The sequence below is a fragment of the Kitasatospora sp. NPDC057518 genome (assembly GCF_042802075.1).
Classification (GTDB): domain Bacteria; phylum Actinomycetota; class Actinomycetes; order Streptomycetales; family Streptomycetaceae; genus Kitasatospora.
On record NZ_JBHVEU010000120.1, the window covers coordinates 1 to 20,345 of the forward strand.

The 20,345-nt window shown below is 73.1% G+C and carries 18 protein-coding genes; 12 read left to right on the forward strand and 6 right to left on the reverse strand.

From position 1 onward, the window contains the following. Positions 1 to 119 precede the first annotated feature (119 nt). The gene (locus ACFU7Z_RS15105; protein ID WP_380777788.1) at positions 120 to 737 is read right to left on the reverse strand and encodes a TetR/AcrR family transcriptional regulator; all 618 of its coding nucleotides are present in this window, start codon (positions 735 to 737) and stop codon (positions 120 to 122) included. A 191-nt stretch (positions 738 to 928) separates the two neighbouring features. Here ACFU7Z_RS15105 and ACFU7Z_RS15110 point away from each other — a divergent pair, with 191 nt between their 5' ends. The 3 genes from ACFU7Z_RS15110 to ACFU7Z_RS15120 all read left to right on the forward strand — a co-directional run bounded on the left by ACFU7Z_RS15110 (position 929) and on the right by ACFU7Z_RS15120 (position 3,398). Then, positions 929 to 1,810: an NAD(P)-dependent oxidoreductase gene (locus tag ACFU7Z_RS15110; RefSeq protein WP_380777780.1), complete on the forward strand. Its 882-nt coding sequence runs from the start codon at positions 929 to 931 to the stop codon at positions 1,808 to 1,810. A 241-nt stretch (positions 1,811 to 2,051) separates the two neighbouring features. Beyond that, positions 2,052 to 2,762, forward strand: coding sequence for a GntR family transcriptional regulator (locus ACFU7Z_RS15115; RefSeq protein WP_117487207.1), 711 nt, complete (start codon positions 2,052 to 2,054; stop codon positions 2,760 to 2,762). A 108-nt stretch (positions 2,763 to 2,870) separates the two neighbouring features. Next, on the forward strand, positions 2,871 to 3,398 hold the full coding sequence (locus tag ACFU7Z_RS15120; RefSeq protein WP_380777781.1) for a Uma2 family endonuclease: 528 nt from the start codon (positions 2,871 to 2,873) through the stop codon (positions 3,396 to 3,398). On the opposite strand, the gene ACFU7Z_RS15125 is transcribed toward ACFU7Z_RS15120, so the two are convergent. Both ACFU7Z_RS15125 and ACFU7Z_RS15130 read right to left on the reverse strand, forming a co-directional pair. Beyond that, positions 3,395 to 4,075 carry an ABC transporter ATP-binding protein gene (locus ACFU7Z_RS15125; RefSeq protein WP_380777782.1) on the reverse strand — a complete coding sequence of 227 codons (681 nt, stop codon included), beginning with the start codon at positions 4,073 to 4,075 and terminating at the stop codon, positions 3,395 to 3,397. The genes ACFU7Z_RS15120 and ACFU7Z_RS15125 overlap by 4 nt on opposite strands. Further along, a complete protein-coding gene (locus tag ACFU7Z_RS15130; RefSeq protein WP_380777783.1) occupies positions 4,072 to 5,148 on the reverse strand; it encodes an ABC transporter permease in 1,077 nt (358 codons plus the stop codon). Before ACFU7Z_RS15130 ends, ACFU7Z_RS15125 begins: the two co-directional genes overlap by 4 nt. Before the next feature lie 165 nt (positions 5,149 to 5,313). Between ACFU7Z_RS15130 and ACFU7Z_RS15135 the strand changes: the two genes are divergently transcribed. Genes ACFU7Z_RS15135 through ACFU7Z_RS15145 form a run of 3 tightly spaced genes read left to right on the forward strand, consistent with a single transcriptional unit; the run spans position 5,314 to position 8,213 of the window. Continuing rightward, positions 5,314 to 6,519, forward strand: a complete 1,206-nt coding sequence (locus ACFU7Z_RS15135) for a sensor histidine kinase (RefSeq protein ID WP_049656461.1) — start codon at positions 5,314 to 5,316, stop codon at positions 6,517 to 6,519. Beyond that, positions 6,516 to 7,142, forward strand: coding sequence for a response regulator transcription factor (locus tag ACFU7Z_RS15140; RefSeq protein WP_049656462.1), 627 nt, complete (start codon positions 6,516 to 6,518; stop codon positions 7,140 to 7,142). Before ACFU7Z_RS15135 ends, ACFU7Z_RS15140 begins: the two co-directional genes overlap by 4 nt. 48 nt (positions 7,143 to 7,190) lie before the next feature. Then, on the forward strand, positions 7,191 to 8,213 hold the full coding sequence (locus tag ACFU7Z_RS15145; RefSeq protein ID WP_380777784.1) for a nitronate monooxygenase: 1,023 nt from the start codon (positions 7,191 to 7,193) through the stop codon (positions 8,211 to 8,213). Positions 8,214 to 8,333: 120 nt separating this feature from the next. Here the strand turns inward: ACFU7Z_RS15145 and ACFU7Z_RS15150 are convergent, their stop codons facing one another. After that, positions 8,334 to 9,785: an aminopeptidase P family protein gene (locus ACFU7Z_RS15150; protein WP_380777785.1), complete on the reverse strand. Its 1,452-nt coding sequence runs from the start codon at positions 9,783 to 9,785 to the stop codon at positions 8,334 to 8,336. Between the two features lie 162 nt (positions 9,786 to 9,947). On the opposite strand from ACFU7Z_RS15150, the gene ACFU7Z_RS15155 reads away from it, so the two are divergent. Genes ACFU7Z_RS15155 through ACFU7Z_RS15175 form a run of 5 tightly spaced genes read left to right on the forward strand, consistent with a single transcriptional unit; the run spans position 9,948 to position 15,654 of the window. Further along, positions 9,948 to 11,696, forward strand: coding sequence for an ABC transporter substrate-binding protein (locus ACFU7Z_RS15155; RefSeq protein ID WP_049651592.1), 1,749 nt, complete (start codon positions 9,948 to 9,950; stop codon positions 11,694 to 11,696). Positions 11,697 to 11,709: 13 nt separating this feature from the next. Then, a complete protein-coding gene (locus ACFU7Z_RS15160) occupies positions 11,710 to 12,672 on the forward strand; it encodes an ABC transporter permease (protein ID WP_074002328.1) in 963 nt (320 codons plus the stop codon). Next, complete coding sequence (locus tag ACFU7Z_RS15165; protein ID WP_049651590.1) at positions 12,669 to 13,655, forward strand: ABC transporter permease; 987 nt, start codon at positions 12,669 to 12,671, stop codon at positions 13,653 to 13,655. Before ACFU7Z_RS15160 ends, ACFU7Z_RS15165 begins: the two co-directional genes overlap by 4 nt. Beyond that, positions 13,655 to 14,653 (forward strand): ABC transporter ATP-binding protein, encoded by a 999-nt coding sequence (locus ACFU7Z_RS15170; protein ID WP_049651589.1) that lies wholly within the window; start codon positions 13,655 to 13,657, stop codon positions 14,651 to 14,653. Before ACFU7Z_RS15165 ends, ACFU7Z_RS15170 begins: the two co-directional genes overlap by 1 nt. Further along, positions 14,653 to 15,654: an ABC transporter ATP-binding protein gene (locus tag ACFU7Z_RS15175; RefSeq protein ID WP_049651588.1), complete on the forward strand. Its 1,002-nt coding sequence runs from the start codon at positions 14,653 to 14,655 to the stop codon at positions 15,652 to 15,654. The genes ACFU7Z_RS15170 and ACFU7Z_RS15175 overlap by 1 nt, the downstream gene beginning before the upstream one ends. Positions 15,655 to 15,786: 132 nt before the next feature. Here the strand turns inward: ACFU7Z_RS15175 and soxR are convergent, their stop codons facing one another. Next, a complete protein-coding gene (gene soxR, locus ACFU7Z_RS15180) occupies positions 15,787 to 16,260 on the reverse strand; it encodes a redox-sensitive transcriptional activator SoxR (RefSeq protein WP_049651587.1) in 474 nt (157 codons plus the stop codon). Positions 16,261 to 16,325: 65 nt separating this feature from the next. Here soxR and ACFU7Z_RS15185 point away from each other — a divergent pair, with 65 nt between their 5' ends. Next, positions 16,326 to 17,783 carry an MFS transporter gene (locus tag ACFU7Z_RS15185; protein ID WP_380777786.1) on the forward strand — a complete coding sequence of 486 codons (1,458 nt, stop codon included), beginning with the start codon at positions 16,326 to 16,328 and terminating at the stop codon, positions 17,781 to 17,783. A 102-nt stretch (positions 17,784 to 17,885) separates the two neighbouring features. Here the strand turns inward: ACFU7Z_RS15185 and ACFU7Z_RS15190 are convergent, their stop codons facing one another. After that, positions 17,886 to 20,252, reverse strand: coding sequence for an immune inhibitor A domain-containing protein (locus ACFU7Z_RS15190; RefSeq protein WP_380777787.1), 2,367 nt, complete (start codon positions 20,250 to 20,252; stop codon positions 17,886 to 17,888). Between the last annotated feature and the right edge of the window lie 93 nt (positions 20,253 to 20,345).

Below are 20,345 nucleotides of genomic sequence, written 5' to 3' on the forward strand. Positions count from 1 at the left end.
GCGGGATGGGATCCCCCGCTGCACCGGCTCCTCACGTTTTCCGGACGTTTTCCGGCAGGCTCCCGGGCTGGCGAGCGGGCGGGCGGTTCGGTTCCGCGCGTCAGGTCCGGTTCCGCGCGTCAGGCCCGGTCGTCGGCGTAGGCGGTGAGCAGGCGGGCCAGGTGCTTGCCGGTGACCAGCAGCGGCTCCTCGCTGCGGGCGACCTGGGCGGCGAGCTCGGCGCCCTCCAGGGTGCTGATCACGGTGCCGGCCAGCTCGCGGGCGTCCTGCTCGCCGATGCCGGCGGCGAGCAGCCGTTCCGCCACGACGGCCCGCCAGTGGGCGAAGGCCTCGGCCACCGCCTCCTCGATCACCGGCACCCGGCCGATCGTCTCCAGGGCGGTGCTGGTGATCGGGCAGCCGTCCTGCCAGTTGGACGCGCGCAGTTCGGTGGCGAGCAGTCGGGTGCAGGCGGTCATCGCCTCGCCCAGGTCCGGTGAGGAGCCGAGCCCGGCGTGCAGCATGACGGCGAACTCCTCGTCCCCGTGCCGGATCGCCTCGGCGGCCAACTCCTGCTTGCCGCCCGGGAAGAAGTGGTAGACGGAGCCGAGGGTGGCCTCGGCCTCGCGGGAGATCTGCTTGATCCCGGTGCCCTCGTACCCCTGGCGCTGCAGCAGCCGGGAGGTGGCCCGGACGATCCGCTCCCGGGTGCCGGGCTTCGCTTCGGCCTGCGCGCCGTCCTTCGGTGCGGCCTTCACCGGGGCCTTCGCAGCGACCCTCACGGCGGCCTTCGGGTCGGCCTGCGCGGGGGTCTTCTCGGGCGTCTTCACGGCGCGATCCTAGCCGAGATTCTGAGTAGAGCGTTCGTTCCAGTGCTGTGCTAGCGTCGGCTCCGGCGCTCTGGATAGAGCGTTCGTTCTAGGCATTCGTCCAGTGGAGGGGAACACGCATGTCCGTGGAGCAGCAGGCGAGGCGATCCGTGACGGTGATCGGGCTCGGCCCGATGGGGCAGGCCATGGCCCGGGCGTTCCTGGACGCCGGGTACGCCGTCACGGTGTGGAACCGCACGGCCGCACGGGCCGACGAACTCGTCGCCCGGGGCGCGCAGGCGGCGCCCAGTGCGGAGGCGGCGGTGGCGGCGAACGAACTGGTGGTGCTCAGCCTCACCGACTACGACGCCGTGTTCACCGTCCTGGAGTCGGTCGAGCCGGCGCTGAAGGGGAAGGTGGTCGCGAACCTCAGCTCGGACACCCCCGGGCGGGCCCGCGACGCCGCCCGCTGGCTGGCCGAGCGCGGCGCCGGGCACCTGACCGGCGGGGTGCAGGTGCCGCCCTCGGGCATCGGCAGCCCCGAGTCGTCCACCTTCTACAGCGGCCCGGTCGAGCTGTTCCGGCGGCACCGGGCCGCCCTGGAGGTGCTCACCGGGGCCGACTACCGGGGCGACGACCCCGGGCTGGCCCAGCTGTACTACCAGATCCAGATGGACCTGTTCTGGTCCTCGATGGTCGGCTACCTGCACGCCACGGCGGTCGCCGAGGCCAACGGCATCACCGCCGAGGAGTTCCTGCCGTACGCCCTGCCCACCGCCGCGCTGCTGCCGCGGATGATCGAGTTCTACGCGCCGCGGATCACCGCCGGGGACCACCGCGGGGACGTCGACCGGCTGACGATGGCACTCGCGAGCATCGAGCACGTCCAGCACACCGCGGAGGACTCCGGGGTGGACGGCGCCCTGCCGGCCCTCCTCGCGGAGGCGGTCCGGCGGGGTGTGGCGGACGGGGACGGTGCGGCCAGCCTGAGCACCCTGGTGGGGCGGTTCCGCCGGGCGTAGCCCTCCGGGCGGACCTTCGGGTGGACCTCCGTGCGGATCTTCGTACGGACCTCCCGGGCGGACCGGAAGATCGTGTGCCGTCGGCCGTTGTCACGGCCGACGGCCGCTGTCACCATGGCGTTCGGCAGGAGGAGGGGCCGGTGCGGCGGGTCGGTGACGGGTGTTCGAATCACTGGCTGTTGCGCACGCAACGTAACGTGACATTGTACGCTGGTGTTCTGCACCCACCCGGAGGAACACCATGGCCGACCTCAAGTCCCGCACCCTGATCTCCGTACAGGAGCGGCTTCGCGACCAGGTCGCGCACGCACTCCGGGCGGCCCTGATCTCCGGCGAACTGCGCCCCGGCGTCGTCTACTCCGCCCCCGCGCTCGCCGCCGACTTCGGCGTCTCCGCGACCCCCGTCCGCGAGGCCATGCTCGACCTCGCCCGCGAGGGCCTGGTCGAAGCCGTCCGCAACAAGGGCTTCCGGGTCACCGAGTTGACCGACCGCGACCTCGACGACTTCACCGAGATCCGCGCCCTGATCGAGGTCCCGACCGTCGGCCGGGTGGCGCGCACCGCCACCAAGGAGCAGCTGGAGCGGCTGCGCCCGCAGGCCGAGGCGATCGTCGCGGCGGCCCGCAAGCACGACCTGATCGGCTACCTGGAGGCCGACCGCCAGTTCCACCTCGACCTGCTGGGCCTGGCCGGCAACTCGCGGCTGGTCGAGGTCGTCGGCGACCTGCGCAAGCGCTCGCGGCTCTACGGCCTCAACCGGCTCGACGAGCGCGGCGAGCTGGTCTCCTCGGCGGAGGAGCACCTGGAGCTGCTCGACCTGCTGCTCGCCGGCGACGCGGCCGGGGCCGAGGCCTGCATGACCCGCCACCTCAGCCACGTCCGCTCCCTCTGGGCCGGCGAGGAGAAGCCCGCCGAACCGGAGCCCTCGGCCCTGCGCCTGCGGTCCCGCTAAGGGACTCGGCAGGAGTCAAACCGCCCGTTCGGGTGAAGAGTCCGGGTATGGACGGCGGCTCGGGGCCGACGGGCGGAGGATTCGCCTGTGCGGAACAGGGTGCTCGACATGGCAGAGGTCCTCTTCGATCGGTTTCCCGGGCACCGGGTCGAGGTGCTCGGCGGTGAGGTGGCCGTCGAGCCGCTGCCCGACGGGCGCCACCGCGAGATCCTCTCCGACGTGATGAAGGCCTGCTTCGAGGCCGGGCTGGAAGGCGGGGACACGGAAGTCCTCCAGCGGCTCGCGATCTGGCTGCCGACCGGGCCGGACGACTTCGCGATGCCGGATCTGTCGATCGTCGAGGCGGTGAGCGACGACCGGATGGTCACGTACAACTGCTACGACCCGAAGATCTTCCGCCTCGTCCTCGAAGTGACATCGGCGGCGTTGTGCAGTGACGTCACCAGGAAGCCCGCCGCCTACGCGCTGGCCGGGGTGCCGGCCTACGTGGTCGTGGACCGGGTCGAGCAGCAGGTGCTGGTGCTGACCGATCCCGTGCGGGGCGGGTACCGGGAGCGCGTCGTACGCCGTCCCGGGCAGGTGGTCGGGTTGCCCGGGACGGCGGTGACGCTGCCGGTGTCGGAGCTGGTCGCCTAGACCGCCGCCGGGAGGGTCAGCCTCCCGTCGTGGACCTCGGCGATCTGGTCGACGGCCGTCAGGTGGGTGCGGTCGTGGGTGACCAGGACGGTGGCGGTGGCCCGGCGGTGGGTGAGGTCGGTGATCAGGTTGAGGACGGCGGCGCCGCGTTCGTGGTCGAGGGCGCTGGTGGGTTCGTCGACCAGCAGGACGGTGGGGTCGTTCATCAGCGCGCGGGCGATGTTGACCCGCTGGCGCTGCCCGCCGGAGAGCTGGTGCGGCCGGCGGGCGGCCTGGTCGCGCAGGCCGACGGCGTCGAGGAGTTCCAGGGCGCGGGGGAGCGCGCCGCGCGGGGGGCGGCCGTCGAGGTGGGCCATCACCTGCAACTGCTCCACCGCGGTGAGCGAGGGCAGCAGGTTGGCCTGCTGGAAGACGATGCCGATCCTGGTGCGGCGCAGCGCGGTGAGGTCGGCCCGGCTGAGGCCCGCGGTGTCGGTGCCGTCGACGACGACCTGCCCGGAGTCCGGGGTGATCAGGGTGGCGGCGACCGCGAGCAGGCTGGACTTGCCGGAGCCGGAGGGGCCGACGACGGCGGTGAGCGTGCCCTTGGGGACGGTCAGCGAGACCTCGTCGAGTGCCGTGAGCCGGCCGTCGCCGTCAGGGTAGGTGAGGGTGATGCGGTCGAGGACGAGACTCATCGGGCGCTCCCGAGGGCGGTCAGCGGGTCGACGGAGGTGATCCGGCGGATGGACAGGGCCGCGCCGATCGCGCCGAGGGCGATCATGACGGCGGCGGGCAGCAGGACGGTCGGGGCGTCCAGGACGAAGGGGACGGCGGAACCGATCAGCGCGCCGAAGCCGGACGCGATCGCGGTGCCGACGACCGTACCGAGCAGCAGCAGGAGGACGGCCTGGCCGAGGGCGTCGCGCAGCAGGTAGCGGGTGGAGGCGCCGAGGGCCTTGAGGACGGCGATGTCGCCGCTGCGCTGGATCGTCCAGACGGTGAAGAACGCGCCGATCACCAGGGCCGAGATGGCGAACAGGAAGCCGCGCATCAGCTGGAGGGAGCCGTTCTCGGAGGTGTAGGAGCCGATCGCGGCGAGGGCGTCGTCGCGGGTGCGGGTCTCGGTGCCGTGGCGGGCGTCGGCGGCGGCCAGGTCGGCGCCCTTGGCGGTGTCGAGCGCGATGACGGTGGCGTGGCCGGCGCCGCCGGGGGCGGCCTGCTGCCAGTCGTCGAGGCTGGTCCAGATCACCGGGGTGTGGCTGTACGCGGCGTCGCCCTCGACGGCGGCGACCCGCAGCGGGTGGCCGGCCAGGGTGAAGTCGGCGCCGGGGGCGAGGCCGCCCAGGTTCTCGGCGGCGGTCTTGGACAGTACGGCCTGGCCGGGGGCGATCCGGCTGCCCTGCGGGGCGAGTGCGGAGCCGTCCGGGACGCCGAAGGCGGAGAGCGCGGCGGTGCGCTGTCCGGCGGCGGCCTTGGTGGTGGTGATGCCGATCGGCTGGGCGGAGGTGACGCCGGGCTCGCGGGCCCAGGCCTGCCACTGGTCGGGGGTGACCTGGGAGTCGGTGAAGGAGAGCTTCTGCCCGTCGGCCGGCTTGCCGAAGACCAGGTGGTCGGCGGGCAGGCCGGTGATCGCGGAGATGTTCTGCCGGCCGAGCCCGGCGGTCAGCCCGGACAGCAGGCCGACCAGCACGGTGATCAGCACGATGACGGTTCCCATCAGGGCGAACCGCCCCTTGGCGAACCTCAGGTCCCTCCAGGCGACGAACACGACGGGGCCTTCCTCTGGGCAGGTGGTTTCGACACTTCCACCGTCCTGGACGGGAGGGGTCCGGGGCATCGCGCCGGGGATTGCATCCTGGGCATCAAAGGGGAGAGCCCGAGTTCAACCTTTTGATTGATGCCGGGTGCCGGGCTAGGAACTTAGGCTGGACGGATGGCGACCGAACGATCCAGAACCACCCCCGTCGCCCGCGTCCTCCAGGTCTGCCTGCACCTGCTCGTGGCGGGCCTGCTCGCGCTCGCCGTCGCCCGGGCCGTCCTCGTCGACCGGGGCGGCGATCCGGCCGCCGTCGCCGCCGCGGCCACCGCGATGGCCGCCGTCTACACCGTCGGGCCGCAGCTGGCCGCCGTGCGCCGCTCCCGGCGGGCGGCCGCGCTCTGGCTGGCGCTGCTCGGCGTCACCTGGGCGGGCGTGCTGATCACCACCCAGGACGGCGTCTGGCTGGCCTTCCCGCTGTACTTCCTGGAGCTGCACCTGCTGGGGCGGCGCGGCGGGCTGGTCGCCGTCGGGCTGACCGCCGCCGCGTCGATCGCCGCGTGGTCCTGGCACCAGCACAGCTTCAGCTTCGCCGCCTCGATCGGGCCCGCGCTCGGCGCGGCCGTCGCCACCGCCACCGTGCTCGGCTACCAGGCGCTGTACCGGGAGAGCGAGGAGCGCCGCCGGCTGATCGACGAGCTGACCGCCGCCCGCGCCGACGCCGCCGCCGCCCACCACGCCGCCGGGGTGCTGGCCGAGCGGGAGCGGCTCGCCCGGGAGATCCACGACACCCTCGCACAGGGCCTCAGCTCCATCCAGCTGCTGCTGCGGGCCGCCCAGCGGGCCCTGCCGGAGCGCACCGAGACCGCCGCCGGGTACGTCGAGCAGGCGCGGCAGGCCGCCCAGGACAACCTGGACGAGGCCCGCCGGTTCGTCCGGGCGCTCACCCCGCCCGCGTTGGACGGCGACCCGCTGCCGGTCGCGCTGGAGCGGCTGTGCGCGACGACGACGGCGCAGAGCGGCCTGCCGGTGAAGCTGCACGTCTCCGGCGCCCCGGTCCGGCTGCCGGCCGCGGAGGAGGTCGCGCTGCTGCGGATCGCGCAGTCGGCGCTCGGCAACACCGTCCGGCACGCGGGGGCCGCGCGGGCCGAGGTGACACTCAGCTACATGGAGGGTGAGGTGGCACTGGACGTGTACGACGACGGGGCCGGGTTCGACCCGGCGGCGGTCGCCGGACGCACCGGCGGGGACGGCGGCTTCGGGCTGCCGTCGATGCGGGCCAGGGCGCGGGCGCTCGGCGGCGGCTTCACGGTGGAGTCGGCGCCCGGGCAGGGCACGACGGTGGCGGTGCAGCTGCCGGTCACCCCGGAGGCCGGCCAGTGATCCGGCTGCTCATCGCCGACGACCACCCGGTGGTGCGGGCCGGGCTGCGGGCCGTGCTGGAGTGCGAACCGGACTTCGCCATCGTGGCGGAGGCGGCCACCGCCGAGCGGGCCGTCGAACTGGCGGCCGAGCCGGGCGTGGACGTGGTGCTGATGGACCTCCAGTTCGGGCCGGGATCGGCCATGAACGGGGCGCAGGCCACCGCGGCGATCACCGCCCGGGCGGGCGCGCCGCGGGTCCTGGTGGTCACCACGTACGACACCGACGCGGACACCCTGCCCGCCCTGGAGGCGGGCGCCACCGGCTACCTGCTGAAGGACGCGCCGCCGGAGGAGCTGGCCCAGGCCGTCCGGGCCGCCGCGGCGGGGCGCAGCGCGCTGGCGCCCAGCGTGGCGGACCGGCTGCTGGAACGGATGCGGACGCCCGCGGCGGCGCTCAGCGCCCGGGAGACCGAGGTGCTGGGGCTGGTCGCGGACGGGCTGACCAACCAGCAGGTCAGCCAGCGGCTGCACCTGAGCCAGGCCACGGTGAAGTCCCATCTGGTGCACATCTACACCAAGTTGGGCGTGGACTCGCGCACGGCGGCGGTGCGCGAGGCACGGCGGCTGGGGCTGATCCGCTGAGCGTAGGGTGGGGGTGTTCCGTGCCCGTGGCAGCGTGAGGAGCGCCTGATGACCGTCCGTCTCGACGAGCTCGCCGTACCGGTGATCGCCGCCCCGATGGCGGGCGGGCCCTCGACGCCCGAACTGGTGGCGGCGGTGAACCGGGCCGGCGGGCTCGGATTCCTGGCCGGCGCCCTCAAGACCGCCCAGGCGATGGCCGAGCAGATCGCGGCGGTACGGAAGTCGACCGACCGGCCGTACGGGGTGAACCTCTTCGTGCCGGGCACGCCCGGGGACGCGGCGGCCGTCGCGGCGTACCGGGAGCGGCTGCGCCCCGAGGCCGAGCAGTGGGGCGTGACCCTGCCGGAGGAGATCGGGCCGGACCGCGACGACTGGGAGGCCAAACTCGCCCTCCTGCTCGCCGACCCGGTGCCGGTGCTCTCGTACACCTTCGGGCTGCCCACGGCCGAGGAGGCGGCGGCGGTGCGGGCGGCCGGCACGACCCAGGTCGCCACCGTCACCACACCCGAGGAGGCGCGGGCGGCGCAGGCCCTCGGGATGGACGCGCTGTGCGTGCAGGGCCCGGAGGCGGGCGGCCACCGGGGCACCCACCGGGTGACGGACCGGCCCGGGGAGCAGCCGCTGCTCGAACTGCTGCCCGCCGTACGGGAGGTGACGGCGCTGCCGCTGATCGCCGCGGGCGGGCTCGGCGACGGCGCGGCCGTCGCGGCCGCGCTGCGGGCGGGGGCGGCGGCGGTGCAGTTGGGCACGGCGCTGCTGCGCTCGGACGAGTCCGGCGCCTCGGCCGCCCACCGGGCGGCGCTCGTCGAACTCCCGGAGACGGCCGTCACCCGCGCCTTCACCGGCCGCCCGGCCCGCGGCCTGCGCAACGGCTTCATCGACCGCCACGGCCCGTACGCCCCGCCCGCCTACCCCGAGGTCCACCACCTCACCGCCCCCCTCCGCGCCGCCGCCGCCCGCCGCGGCGACACCGACGCCATGCACCTCTGGGCCGGCACCGCCCACCACCTGGCCCGCACCGGCCCGGCGGAGCGGATCATCGCCGACCTGTGGCAGGCAGCGCGCGGGTAGCCGGTCGGGGGCGCGCAGGACCGGGACCTGCGGGCGTATTCGGCGGCGAGGTCGAGGTGATGATCCGGCGGGGGGAGCGGACGATCAAGGTGGCTTGACCGTCCGCTCCTGGCGGCCTCCTCAGGAGAGCAGGGTCGCCATCCAGGACTCGACGTCGGTGGCGGTCCTCGGGAGGGCGCCGGACATCAGGTGGGCGCCGTCGGGGGTGATGACGAGGTCGTCCTCGATGCGGATGCCGAGGCCGCGGAGTTCGGCGGGGAGGGTCTCGTCGTCGGGCTGGAGGTAGAGGCCGGGTTCGACGGTGAGGACCATGCCCTCCTCCAGGGTGGCGTCGAGGTAGCGGTCGGCGCGGGACTTGGCGCAGTCGTGGTAGTCGAGGCCGAGCATGTGGCCGCTGCCGCAGAGGGTGTAGCGGCGGTAGAGGCCGTTGTCCTCGGCGAGGGCCTCTTCGGCGGAGACGGGCAGGACGCCCCAGTCGGCGAGGCCTTCGGCGATGACCCGCATGGCGGCGCGGTGGAAGTCGCGGAACCGCGCGCCGGGGCGGAGGGTGGCGATGCCGGCGCTCTGGGCGGCGAGGACGAGGTCGTAGGCCTGGCGCTGGATCGGGGTGAAGGTGCCGCTGAGCGGCAGGGTGCGGGTGATGTCGGCGGCGTAGAGGGTGTCGGTCTCGACGCCGGCGTCCAGCAGGAGGAGGGAGTTCGGGTCGAGGGCGCCGTCGTTGCGGATCCAGTGCAGGACGCAGGCGTGGGCGCCGGAGGCGGCGATGGTGGTGTAGGAGGTGCCGTTGCCCTCGGCGCGGGCGCGCAGGTCGAAGACGCCCTCGATCCAGCGTTCGCCGCGGTGGTGGCGCAGTGCGGTGGGCAGGGCGCGGACGACGTCCTCGAAGCCGGTGGTGGTGTGGTCGACGGCCAGTTGCAGTTGTCCGATCTCCCATTCGTCCTTGACCAGGCGCAACTCGGAGAGGACGGCGGCGAGTTCGCCGTCCCGCCGGCCGTCGGCGGGCCGTCCGGTGGCCTCGTCGACGAGCGGGTCGGTGCCGGCCAGGACCCGGGTGGGGGGCTGGGGGCCGGTGAGCAGTTTGCCGAGGTCGTCGAGGTGTTCGGTGCGTACGCCGGTGAGTCGGGCGGCTTCGACGAGGTCGGGCCGGGAGCCGACCCAGAACTCGCCGTAGCGGCGGTCGCGGTAGAACTCGCCGCCGTCGCGCGGTGAGCGCGGGCGCAGGTAGAGGACGGGTTCGTGGCCTTCGGGGCCGGCCGGTTCGAGGACGAGGACGTGGTCGGCCTGGTCCTCGCCGGTGAGGCCGGTGAGCCAGACGTACGCGCTGTGCGGGCGGAAGCGGTAGTCGAGGTCGTTGCAGCGGACCTTGAGCCGGCCGGCCGGGACGATCAGCCGTTCGCCGGGGAAGGCGGCGGAGAGCCGGGCGCGGCGGCCGGGGAAGCGGTCGTGGCCGGGGACGCGCCGGTCGGCGGGGAGCGGGGTGGCGGCCCAGCTGGTGGCCATGAAGGAGGCGAGGGCGGGGGAGACCGGGAGGTCGTGGCTCCCGGTGTTGAGGCCGGTCGGGGGAAGGGTCACCGGTGAACTCCTTGGCGGGGCGGGGGAGATGCTGGCACGGACACAGCTCGGTAACGGGAGCCGTCACCTCTTGTGCAGTGCAATTTCACATTACTATGTTACGGGTCACACAGCGCAGCGGCCAGATCCGGCGGATCGGGCCCCCCACAGCGGAGTTGCAACATGACCAGGCGCACCCACGCCGCCCTCGCGGCGGCCCTCGCGGCGACCCTCACCCTCGGCCTCGGGGCCTGCTCCAACGACAAGAGTGACGGCGGCAGCGACGCCGCCCCCTCCGACGGCAAGGGCCCGGGCGCCGCGTCCGGCTCGGTCATCGGCGGCACCCCTGCCAAGGGCGGCACCCTCACCGTCCTGACCAACCAGGACTTCGCCCACCTCGACCCGGCCCGCAGCTGGGTGGTGCCGCACATGGACTTCGGCACCCGGCTGATCTACCGCACCCTGACCACCTTCAAGGCCGAGCCGGGCGCGGCGGGCAGCGAGATCGTCCCGGACCTCGCCACCGACCTCGGCAAGTCCTCCGACGGCGGCAAGGTGTGGACCTTCACCCTCAAGGACGGCCTCAAGTACGAGGACGGCTCGCCGATCAAGGCCGCCGACATCAAGTACAACGTCGAGCGGTCCTTCTCCCCGGACCTCACCGGCGGCCCCGACTACGCGATCCAGTACCTGGCCGGCGGCGAGAACTACAAGGGCCCGCTGAACGGCGAGCACCTGGCGAGCATCGAGACCCCGGACGACAAGACGATCGTCTTCCACCTGAAGCGCCCGGTCGCCGAGTTCTCCTCCACCGTCTCGCTGCCGACCTTCTCCCCGGTGCCGCAGTCCCAGGAGAAGGGCACCCAGTACGACGCCCGGCCGTTCTCCTCCGGCCCGTACAAGATCGAGACCTACGACCGCGGCAAGCAGCTGGTGCTGGTCCGCAACACCAACTGGGACCCGGCCACCGACACCGTCCGCAAGGCCTACCCGGACAAGGTCGTGGTCACCGAGGGCATCAAGGGCGGCCAGGCCGACGACCGGATCATCGCCAGCGACGGCGCCGACGCCAACGCGATCAACATGCCGTGGATGGCGCACGAGACCGTCGCCAAGGTGCTGCCCAAGCCGGACGTCAAGTCCCGCATGGCCGCCGAGGTCACCGGCTGTACCGACATGCTGTACATGAACACCTCCAAGGCCCCCTTCGACGACCCGAAGGTGCGCGAGGCGATGATGTGGGCGGTCGACCGCGAGGGGCAGGTGACGGCCTTCGGCGGCCCGGCGATGGCCGACGTGGCGACCTCCTATCTGCCGCCCTCGCTGACCGGCGGCGTCAAGTCCGACCCGCTGAAGGTCCCGGCGGCCGGCGACCCGGAGAAGGCCAAGAAGCTGCTCCAGGAGGCGGGCAAGAGCGACCTCAAGGTCTCGCTCACCGTCTCGCTCGGCGACAAGAGCCGCGCCGAGGCGATCCAGCAGTCGCTGTCCAAGGCCGGCGTCCAGGTCACCATCAACACCACCGACCCGTCCGCCTTCCAGGACACCGTCGGCGACATCAAGAACGCCCCCGACCTGACCATCAGCGGCTGGTGCCCCGACTACCCCTCCGGTGCGACCTTCCTGCCGTTCCAGTTCGACGGCCGCACCATCAAGGAGAAGGGCAACCAGGGCAACCTGAGCCAGTTCAAGGACCAGGCCACGATGGACCGGATGGACCAGATCGCGGCCATGACGGACGTCAACGAGGCCAACAAGGCCTGGCAGCAGCTGGACCAGGACCTGGCGAAGAAGGCCCCGGCCGTCCCGCTGATCTGGCAGCGCCGCCCCCTGCTGGTCGGCACCAACGTGGCCGGCGCCTTCGGCAACCAGGGCTACGCCGGGATGCTCGACCTGGGTGCCATCGGCCTCAAGGACCCCGCCAAGGGCAAGTGAGGGGCCGGCAGCGATGAGTACCACCACTGAGCCCGCCGCCGTGGCCGACGCCACGGCGGGGGGCGCCAAGAAGAGTGCCGGGCGCGGGCCCTGGCGGCTGGTCTGGGACCAGCTGTGGGCCAAGGGCTCGGCCCGGTTCGGGCTGATCACCGTCGGCGTGCTGATCCTGGTCACGGCGCTGGCCGGACCGCTCAGCGCCCTCGGCGGCTGGACCCCGGAGGAGTTCGACAAGCGCGCCGTCGACCCGTACCTGGGCGGCGTGCCCCGGGGCGACTTCGGCGGCATCAGCGCCCGGCACTGGCTGGGCGTCGAGCCGGGCAGCGGCCGCGACCTGTTCGCCCGGGTGCTGCACGGCGGTCAGGTGTCCCTGCTGATCGCGTTCACCGCGACCGCCGTGGTCGTGATCGCCGGCACCCTGGCCGGCATCGCGGCGGGCTACTTCGGCGGGCGCGTCGACACCCTGCTGTCCCGGCTGATGGACCTCACGATGTCCTTCCCCTCGCTGATCTTCATGATCGCGATGATGTCGGTGGCCAAGGACGTCAACCGGATCCTGCTGATCACCCTGGTGATCGGGCTGTTCACCTGGCCCGGCATCGCCCGGGTGGTGCGCGGCCAGACCCTCTCGCTCAAGCACCGCGAGTACGTCGAGGCCGCCAAGGTCGGCGGGGCGCGCTCCTGGCGCATCCTCACCCGCGAGATCCTGCCGAACGTCTCCGGCCCGATCATCGCCTACACCACCCTGCTCGTCCCCGGCATGATCGCCACCGAGGCCGCGCTCAGCTACCTCGGCGTGGGCGTCCGCCCGCCGACCGCGTCCTGGGGCCAGATGATCGCCGAGAGCATCGTGCACTACGAGACCGACCCGACCTACTTCCTGATCCCGACCGCCTTCCTGTTCGTCGCCGTGCTCGCCTTCACCCTGCTCGGCGACGCGCTGCGCGACATCCTCGACCCCCGGGGAGGCCGGTCGTGATCCTCTACCTCGGCCGCCGGCTGCTCGGCGTGGCGGGCATCCTGCTCGCCATCTGCGCCATCACCTTCACCATCTTCTACCTGCTGCCCAACGACCCGGCAGCGGCCGCCTGCGGCAAGACCTGCAGCCCCGAGCGGCTCGCCGACGTCAAGTCGGCGATGGGCCTGGACAAGCCGGTCTGGGACCAGTTCCTCGCCTACCTCGGCGGCATCTTCGCCGGCCGCGACTACGGCTCCGGCCCCAGCGCGGTGCACTGCGGCTTCCCCTGCCTCGGCTACTCCTACGAGTACGGGCTGCCGGTCTGGGACCTGCTCACCGACCGGCTGCCGGTCTCCATCTCGCTGGCCCTCGGCGCGGCCGTGCTCTGGCTGGTCCTCGGCCTCGGCGCGGGCGTCACCTCGGCGCTGCGCAAGGGCAGGCCGATCGACAAGACCCTGATGGTGCTGTCCGTCGGCACCGCCTCGCTGCCGGTCTACTTCACCTCGATCATGCTGATCTGGGGCCTGGTCAGGACGGCCGGCGTGCTGCCCTACCCCTCGTACCACAAGTTCACCGAGAACCCCTTCGAATGGGGCTCCAACCTGCTGCTGCCGTGGATCGCGCTGGCCCTGCTGTACGCGGCCATGTACGCCCGGCAGAGCCGCAACTCGATGATCGAGGCGATGGCCGAGCCGTACATCCGCACCGCCCGGGCCAAGGGCCTGCCGCCGCGGACGGTCACCGTCAAGCACGGGCTGCGCTCCGGGATGACGCCGATCCTGACCATCTTCGGCATGGACCTCGGCGGCCTGCTGGCCGGCGCGGTCATCACCGAGTCGATCTTCGGTCTGCCCGGCGTCGGCCGGCTGTTCTACGACGGGCTGGCCCGTTCCGACCAGCCCGTGATCCTCGGCGTCACCCTGCTCGCGGCCTTCTTCATCGTCGCGGCGAACCTGCTGGTCGACCTGCTCTACGCGTTCGTCGACCCGAGAGTGAGGTACTGATGACCAGGCTGTTGGAGGTCGAGGACCTCAAGGTCGCCTTCGACACCCCGCGCGGCACCGTCCGCGCGGTCGACGGGATCTCCTTCGCCGTCGAGGCCGGTCGCACCCTCGGGCTGGTCGGCGAGTCGGGCAGCGGGAAGTCCGTCACCTCGCTCGCCGTCATGGGCCTGCACCGCGGCGCCGCCGTCACCGGCTCGATCCGGCTGAACGGGCAGGAGCTGAACGGGCTCGGGGAGCGGGAGCTGGGCACCGTCCGGGGCCGCCGGATCGCGATGATCTTCCAGGACCCGCTGTCCAGCCTGCACCCCTTCTACACCGTCGGGGAGCAGATCGCCGAGCACTACCGGGTGCACTTCAAGGCCAACCGCAAGGCCGGGCGGGCCAAGGCGGTGGAGATGCTGGCCGAGGTCGGCATCCCGGAGCCGGCCCGCCGGGTCGACGAGTACCCGCACCAGTTCTCCGGCGGCATGCGCCAGCGCGTCATGATCGCCATGGCGCTCGCCTGCGAGCCCGAGCTGCTGATCGCCGACGAGCCCACCACGGCGCTCGACGTCACCGTCCAGGCGCAGATCCTCGACCTGATCGCCCGGATCCAGCAGGAGCGCGGCCTCGGCGTCGTGATGATCACCCACGACCTCGGCGTGGTCGCCCGGGTCGCCCACGAGGTGCTGGTCATGTACGGCGGCCGGGCCGCCGAACAGGCCCCGGTGGACCGGCTGTTCGCGCAGCCCGCGCACCCGTACACGCGCGGTCTGCTGGACTCGCTGCCGCGCCTGGACGACACCGACGACGCCCCGCTGCGGGCCATCCCCGGCAGCCCGCCGTCGCTGATCGCCCCCGCCCCCGGCTGCTCCTTCGCCCCGCGCTGCGCCCGCACCACCGCGGCGTCCGCCGAGGAGCACTCCCGCTGCCTGGCCGAGCGCCCCGTGCTCGACCGGCTCGCCCCCGGCCACCAGGCCGCCTGCCACCTGCCGCTGGTGCCGGAAGGGGTGCTGTGATGACCACACCGTCGACGAAGGACGCGGCCGGACCGCTGCTGTCCGTACGGGACCTGGTGAAGACCTTCCCCGGCCGGCGGAGCCGCACCGGGCGCCCCGGTGCGCCGGTCCGGGCGGTGGACGGGGTGAGCTTCGACGTCGGCGCGGGCGAGACGCTCGGCCTGGTCGGCGAGTCCGGCTGCGGCAAGTCCACCACCGGGCGGATGATCGTCCGGCTGCTCGACCCGACCTCGGGCACCGTCACCTTCGACGGCACCGAGATCGGCGGGCTCTCCCAGGCCCGGCTGCGGCCGCACCGGCGCGACCTCCAGATGGTCTTCCAGGACCCGTACTCCTCGCTCAACCCCCGGCAGACGGTGGCCCGGATCATCTCCGAGCCGCTGCTCGTCCAGGGCGAGAGCGCGGCGGCCGCGCGCAAGCGGGCCGCCGAGCTGATGGAGCTGGTCGGGCTGATCCCCGAGCACCTGGACCGCTACCCGCACGAGTTCTCCGGCGGCCAGGCCCAGCGCATCGGCATCGCCCGCTCGCTGGCCACCTCGCCGCGGCTGGTGATCGCCGACGAGCCGGTCTCCGCGCTGGACGTCTCCATCCAGGCCCAGGTGGTCAACCTGATGGAGCGGCTCCAGCAGGAGCTCGGGCTGGCGTACGTGTTCATCGCGCACGACCTCTCGGTGGTCAAGCGGGTCTGCGACCGGGTCGCGGTGATGTACCTGGGCCGGATCGTGGAGATCGGCGACAAGGCCGAGGTGTACGGCAGCCCCGCGCACCCGTACACCAGGGCGCTTCTGTCCGCCGTCCCGCTGCCCGACCCGGAGGCGGAGCGCACCCGGGAGCGGATCGTGCTGCTCGGCGACCCGCCGAGCCCGGCCGACCCGCCGCCCGGCTGCACCTTCCACCCGCGCTGCCCGAAGGCCCAGGACCTGTGCCGGACCGAGCGGCCGCTGCTGCGGATCGCCGGGCCCGGCGAGCGGCAGGCGGCCTGCCACTTCCCGGAGGTCTGAGCCGCACAAGCCCCCGGTCGGACGCGGCGGGGAACCCTGCGAGGGCCGCGTCCGGCCGGGTTCCAACCCCTTCCCCGCCCACGCGTCGACGACGTCCCACGCGTCGACGGCGCCTCACCCGTCGACGGCGTTTCACTCCTCGACGGGCAGCAGGCCCTCCTCCGGCAGCAGCCGGCGGGGGCCCGGCCCCTCGGCGGCCAGCTCGTCCCCCGGGTTGAGTACCCGGCAGCGGCGCAGCGACACGCAGCCGCAGCCGATGCAGCCGGTCAGCTCGTCCTCCAGCCGCTCCAGCTCGGCCCGGCGGGCGCGCAGCTGCTCGGCCCAGCGCCGGGAGATGCGCTCCCAGTCGTGCTTGCCGGGCATCCGGTCCTCGGGCAGGCCGGTGAAGACCTCGGCGACCTCGGAGAGCGGGATGCCGAGCCGCTTGGCGACCAGGATGAGCGAGATCCGGCGCAGCACGTGCCGCCGGTAGCGCCGCTGGTTGCCGGCCGTGCGCTCGGAGGAGATCAGCCCCTGGTCCTCGTAGAAGCGCACCGCCGAGGTGGCGATCCCGGCCCGCCGGGCCACCTCCCCGACGCTCAGCAGGTCGACCGGCGCGGTGGTCATGGCGACTCCTCGGTTCCTTCGGCTTCCTTGACTTCAAGTTCCCTTGAAGTCCTAGCGTACCGGACGTGACCGAATCATCTGCCGTAGTGACCGACACCGCCCCTGCCGAGCAGGGCAGTTACGCACCGGAGTCGCAGTCCTCCGGGGCCGCCGCCGGGTGGCGCGAACTCTTCTCCCGCCGGTACGCCGCCCCCGCCTCGATCCTGGCCGGCGGCGTCGCGCTGTACGCGATGAACCTCTACTTCACCGCCGCGCTGATGCCCTCGATCGTCGCCGACATCGGCGGCGAGCGGTACTACGCGTGGGTGGCCACCGGCTTCCTGATGGCCGCCGTGATCGCCTCGATGCTGGTCAGCCGGCTGCTGGAGCGCCTCGGCGCCGCCCGGGCCTACATCCTGGGCTTCCTGGTCTTCGGCGCCGGCGCCGTGGTCAACGCGCTCAGCCCGTCGATGGCGGCGCTGATCCTCGGCCGGGTGGTGCAGGGCCTCGGCGGCGGGCTGGTGGCCGGGCTCGGCTACGCGGTGATCCGCAGCGCCCTGCCCGAACGGCTGTGGACCCGCGCGGCCGGACTGGTCTCCGCGATGTGGGGCGTCGGCACCCTGGTCGGGCCGTCGCTGGGCGGGCTCTTCGCCCAGCTCGGCGCGTGGCGCGGGGCGTACGTCCTGCTGCTGGCCGCCGCGCTGGTGCTGGCGGTGCTGGCCCGCCGGGTGCTGCCCGGGCGCTCCGGCGCGGGTCGGGGCGGCGGCCCGGTGCCGCTGCCCTCGCTGCTGCTGCTCACCCTGGCGGCGGCCGTCTTCAGCGTCAGCTCGACCGTGCCGTCCGGTTGGCCGACGGCGCTCTGCCTGCTCGCCGGACTGGCGCTGCTGGTGGGCTTCACGGCGGTCGAGCGGCGCTCGGCGGCGACGGTGCTGCCGCGGCAGACCTACCGGCCCGGCAACCCCCTGAAGTGGCTCTACCTGACCGTCGCGGTGCTCTGCGCGGGCGTGGTGACGGAGAACTTCATCCCGCTGTTCGGCCAGCAGCTGGGCGGCCTCGGCCCGCTGGTGGCCGGCTTCCTCGGCGCCGCCACCTCGGCCGGCTGGACCGCCGCCCAGCTGTTCAGCGTCGGCATCGAGTCGGCCCGCGGCCGGGCCCTGGCGATCCGGGTCGCCCCGCTGGTGCTGGTCGGCGGCCTGCTGGTGTACGGGCTGTCGCAGACCGGGCACGCCTCCGGGCTCCGGGTGCTGCTGTGGGCGGTGGCGCTGTTCGCCGCCGGCACCGGGATAGGCCTGGCCTTCCCGCACCTGAGCGTGGCCGCGATGCGCAGCAGCAGCGACCCGGCCGAGGGCGGCAAGGCGGCCGCGGCGATCAACACCACCCAGCTGATCGCCTTCTCGGTGACCTCGGCGCTGGCCGGCACCCTGGTCAACCTGGGCGGGGACAGCCCGGTCGACTCGGCCCGGTACATGACCTTCGGGATCGCCGCGATCACCGTCCTGGGGGTGGTCACCGCCGCGCGTACCGCGCGCAGCCTGGGGCGCTGACCCCGGGTACCCGGCCGGCCCCGGGTGCCCAGCAGGCCCGGGCGCACGAGCAGGCCCCGGATCCCTTTTCGTCGGGGGGATCCGGGGCCCTTCACGTACCGGTCAGGAGGCCGGGCCCACCCGGACGGTGGTGATCCTGCCGCCCTGGGACTCCCGGACGACCTCGATCTTCGTGTTGGTGTCCGGCACCTTCACCGTCAGCTGCGGCGTGGCCGGGTCGCCGTACACCCCGGTGCGGTCGTTGAAGACCGGGACGGCCGGCTTCGACGGGACGCGCACCGCCACGCCGCCCTTGTGCAGGGTGAACGCCGTGGTCGGCTTGAGCGAGAAGGTCGCGTCGTAGGTCTGCGCCCGCCCGTTGACCAGCGTCCCGTCGGCGAAGCGGATCGGCGCCGGACGGGCGTCGATCGGCAGGATCAGCCCGCCGCCGGGGTGGTCCTTGGTGTTGTTGTCACCGTACGAGGTGTCCCACAGCCAGATCAGGACGCCCTCCTGGTACGGGTAGTTGTCCACCACGTTGGCCTTGCCCGCGACGCCGCTGTAGCCGAAGTTGTACGGGCCGGTCTTCAGGAACTCGCCGTAGCCGGTGTAGCGGCGGTTCTCGGCGAGGTACGCGCGCGGGTGCTGCTTGACGGCGGTGCGGCCGTCGATGACCGTGAAGCCGCCGGCCGTCCAGCCGTTCGCGCCGTTCTCGGCGCCGTCGGCGAACAGCACGGCGGCGCCGGCGGTGGCCTTGACGGCGTCCACCAGCACGCCCCGGCCGTGGGTGTTGCCGTCCGAGGTGACGTGGAAGCGCAGCCGGACCTGCTGGCCGAGGTAGCCGTCCAGCGGGATGTGCAGCTGCTTGTAGCTGCCGGAACTGCCGCTCAGCCCAGGGGTGTTGGCGCTGGTGTTGCCGATCGGGGCGCCGTCCACGGTGCCGCCGAGGGAGGTCCAGTGCTTGCCCTGGTCGGTGGAGGCCTCGACGGTCAGGAAGTCGTAGTCCTGCTCGGTGTCGTACCAGACCGCCGCGTCCAGGGCGGCCGGGCCGGCGGCGGTGCGCAGGTCGACGTCCCGGGCCAGGGAGTTGTCGAGGTTGTCGCCGGTGTCGCTCCACCACTGCCGGCCGCCCTCGTACGGGTCGGCGAGGTCGGTGCGGGTGGTGCCGTCCGGCAGATGGACCAGGACGGCCTGGGCCTGGTCGGTGTTGTAGCTGCTCACCCCGAGCGCGTGGGTGGAGCGGGTGGCGGCCTGCGCCTCGTCGTAGTCGAGCCAGCCGAACTGCAGCTTGCTCCAGGCGTCGAGGTCGCCGGGGTAGCCGCCGGTGGTGTTCGGACCCTTGCCCAGGTAGGAGCCGGAGGACATCAGCGACCAGAAGTTGACGCTGTTGTCACCGCCGTTGGTGGGGTACAGGTCGGGCAGGCCGAGGTTGTGGCCGAACTCGTGGGCGAACAGGCCGACGCCGCTGTTCTCGCCCGCCTGGACGTAGTCGTAGACGTACAGGCCGGTGTCGCCGACGGGGGCGCCGCCGATCTTGTTGCCCTCCGGGCCGGTCTGCCCGGTCGCGTCCGGGAAGGTCCAACTGCGGTGCGCCCACAGCGCGTCGGCGCCCTGGGCGCCGCCGCCCCAGGTCTCGTCCATGCCCGCGTGCACCACGACGACGTTGTCCAGGTAGCCGTCCGGCTGGGCGAACTCGCCGTTCTTGTCGTGGTCGTAGCGGTCGTAGACGTCGTACTGGGCGAGCTGCGCCTTGATGTCGGCGGCGGAGCGGCCCTTGGCGACCTCGCCGTCGTACCAGGCCTTCACGGCGTCCCGGATGAACTCCTGGCCCTGGGTCCAGGCGCCGGAGCCCTGCGGGCCCTTGTTGCTGCCGTAGCGGGCCTCGTTGTACGGGACGGTGACCCAGTCGCTGACGGTGCCCTCGACGTCGTACCGGCCGGAGGACTGGGTGCGGTAGTAGTTGCGCATCGACACCGCGCCGGGCGTGTCGTCGAAGAACATCTTCTGGTAGTAGCCGCGGTCGAAGTCCTGTGACCACAGGGTGTGGTTGTCGTCCTTGCCCGGCTTGGGGATCTGGTTGTGGGCCGGGCCGGGGGTGCCGCCGTAGCGGGGCTGGCCGTTCCACTGGGTGGTGTTGTCGACCTGGTCGCCGAACTGGGCGAGGATCACGAAGACCTTGTCCGTGCGCTGGTGCGCGAGCTGGACGTAGTCGTTGCCGACCTTCACCTTCGCCGGGGCCCGCTTGCCGGCGGCCTTGGCGACGGTGCCCTTGTTGAGCTGTTCCAGGGCCTTGCCGCGCAGCGCCTGGCGCTCGCGCTCCTGGGGCGCGAGCGGGGCGGGCGGGGCCTCGGCGCCCTGTTCGGCGTCGGCGGACGCGGCGGCGAGGGCGATGGGGGTCGGGGGTGCGGCCTGGGCGGGGGTGCCCAGCAGGGTGGCCGCTATCGCACTCGTGGTGAGTGCGGCGGCGAGGGCCGCGGACAGTCTGCGCAACTGACCGGTCCTTTCCGGGGGATGGGGGTGCCTCGGTCATCGGTAGGTGAAGCGCAGGTAATATTTCACATGTCACGGGTTACGTGAAAGAGG

Excerpts from the sequence above, each read along its gene's own strand:
- ACFU7Z_RS15110 (WP_380777780.1), top strand. The coding sequence starts at position 929 with ATGTCCGTGGAGCAGCAGGCGAGGCGATCCGTGACGGTGATCGGGCTC.
- ACFU7Z_RS15115 (WP_117487207.1), top strand. The coding sequence starts at position 2,052 with ATGGCCGACCTCAAGTCCCGCACCCTGATCTCCGTACAGGAGCGGCTT.
- ACFU7Z_RS15120 (WP_380777781.1), top strand. The coding sequence starts at position 2,871 with ATGGCAGAGGTCCTCTTCGATCGGTTTCCCGGGCACCGGGTCGAGGTG.
- ACFU7Z_RS15125 (WP_380777782.1), bottom strand. The coding sequence starts at position 4,075 with ATGAGTCTCGTCCTCGACCGCATCACCCTCACCTACCCTGACGGCGAC.
- ACFU7Z_RS15135 (WP_049656461.1), top strand. The coding sequence starts at position 5,314 with ATGGCGACCGAACGATCCAGAACCACCCCCGTCGCCCGCGTCCTCCAG.
- ACFU7Z_RS15145 (WP_380777784.1), top strand. The coding sequence starts at position 7,191 with ATGACCGTCCGTCTCGACGAGCTCGCCGTACCGGTGATCGCCGCCCCG.
- ACFU7Z_RS15155 (WP_049651592.1), top strand. The coding sequence starts at position 9,948 with ATGACCAGGCGCACCCACGCCGCCCTCGCGGCGGCCCTCGCGGCGACC.
- ACFU7Z_RS15160 (WP_074002328.1), top strand. The coding sequence starts at position 11,710 with ATGAGTACCACCACTGAGCCCGCCGCCGTGGCCGACGCCACGGCGGGG.
- ACFU7Z_RS15170 (WP_049651589.1), top strand. The coding sequence starts at position 13,655 with ATGACCAGGCTGTTGGAGGTCGAGGACCTCAAGGTCGCCTTCGACACC.
- ACFU7Z_RS15175 (WP_049651588.1), top strand. The coding sequence starts at position 14,653 with ATGACCACACCGTCGACGAAGGACGCGGCCGGACCGCTGCTGTCCGTA.
- soxR (WP_049651587.1), bottom strand. The coding sequence starts at position 16,260 with ATGACCACCGCGCCGGTCGACCTGCTGAGCGTCGGGGAGGTGGCCCGG.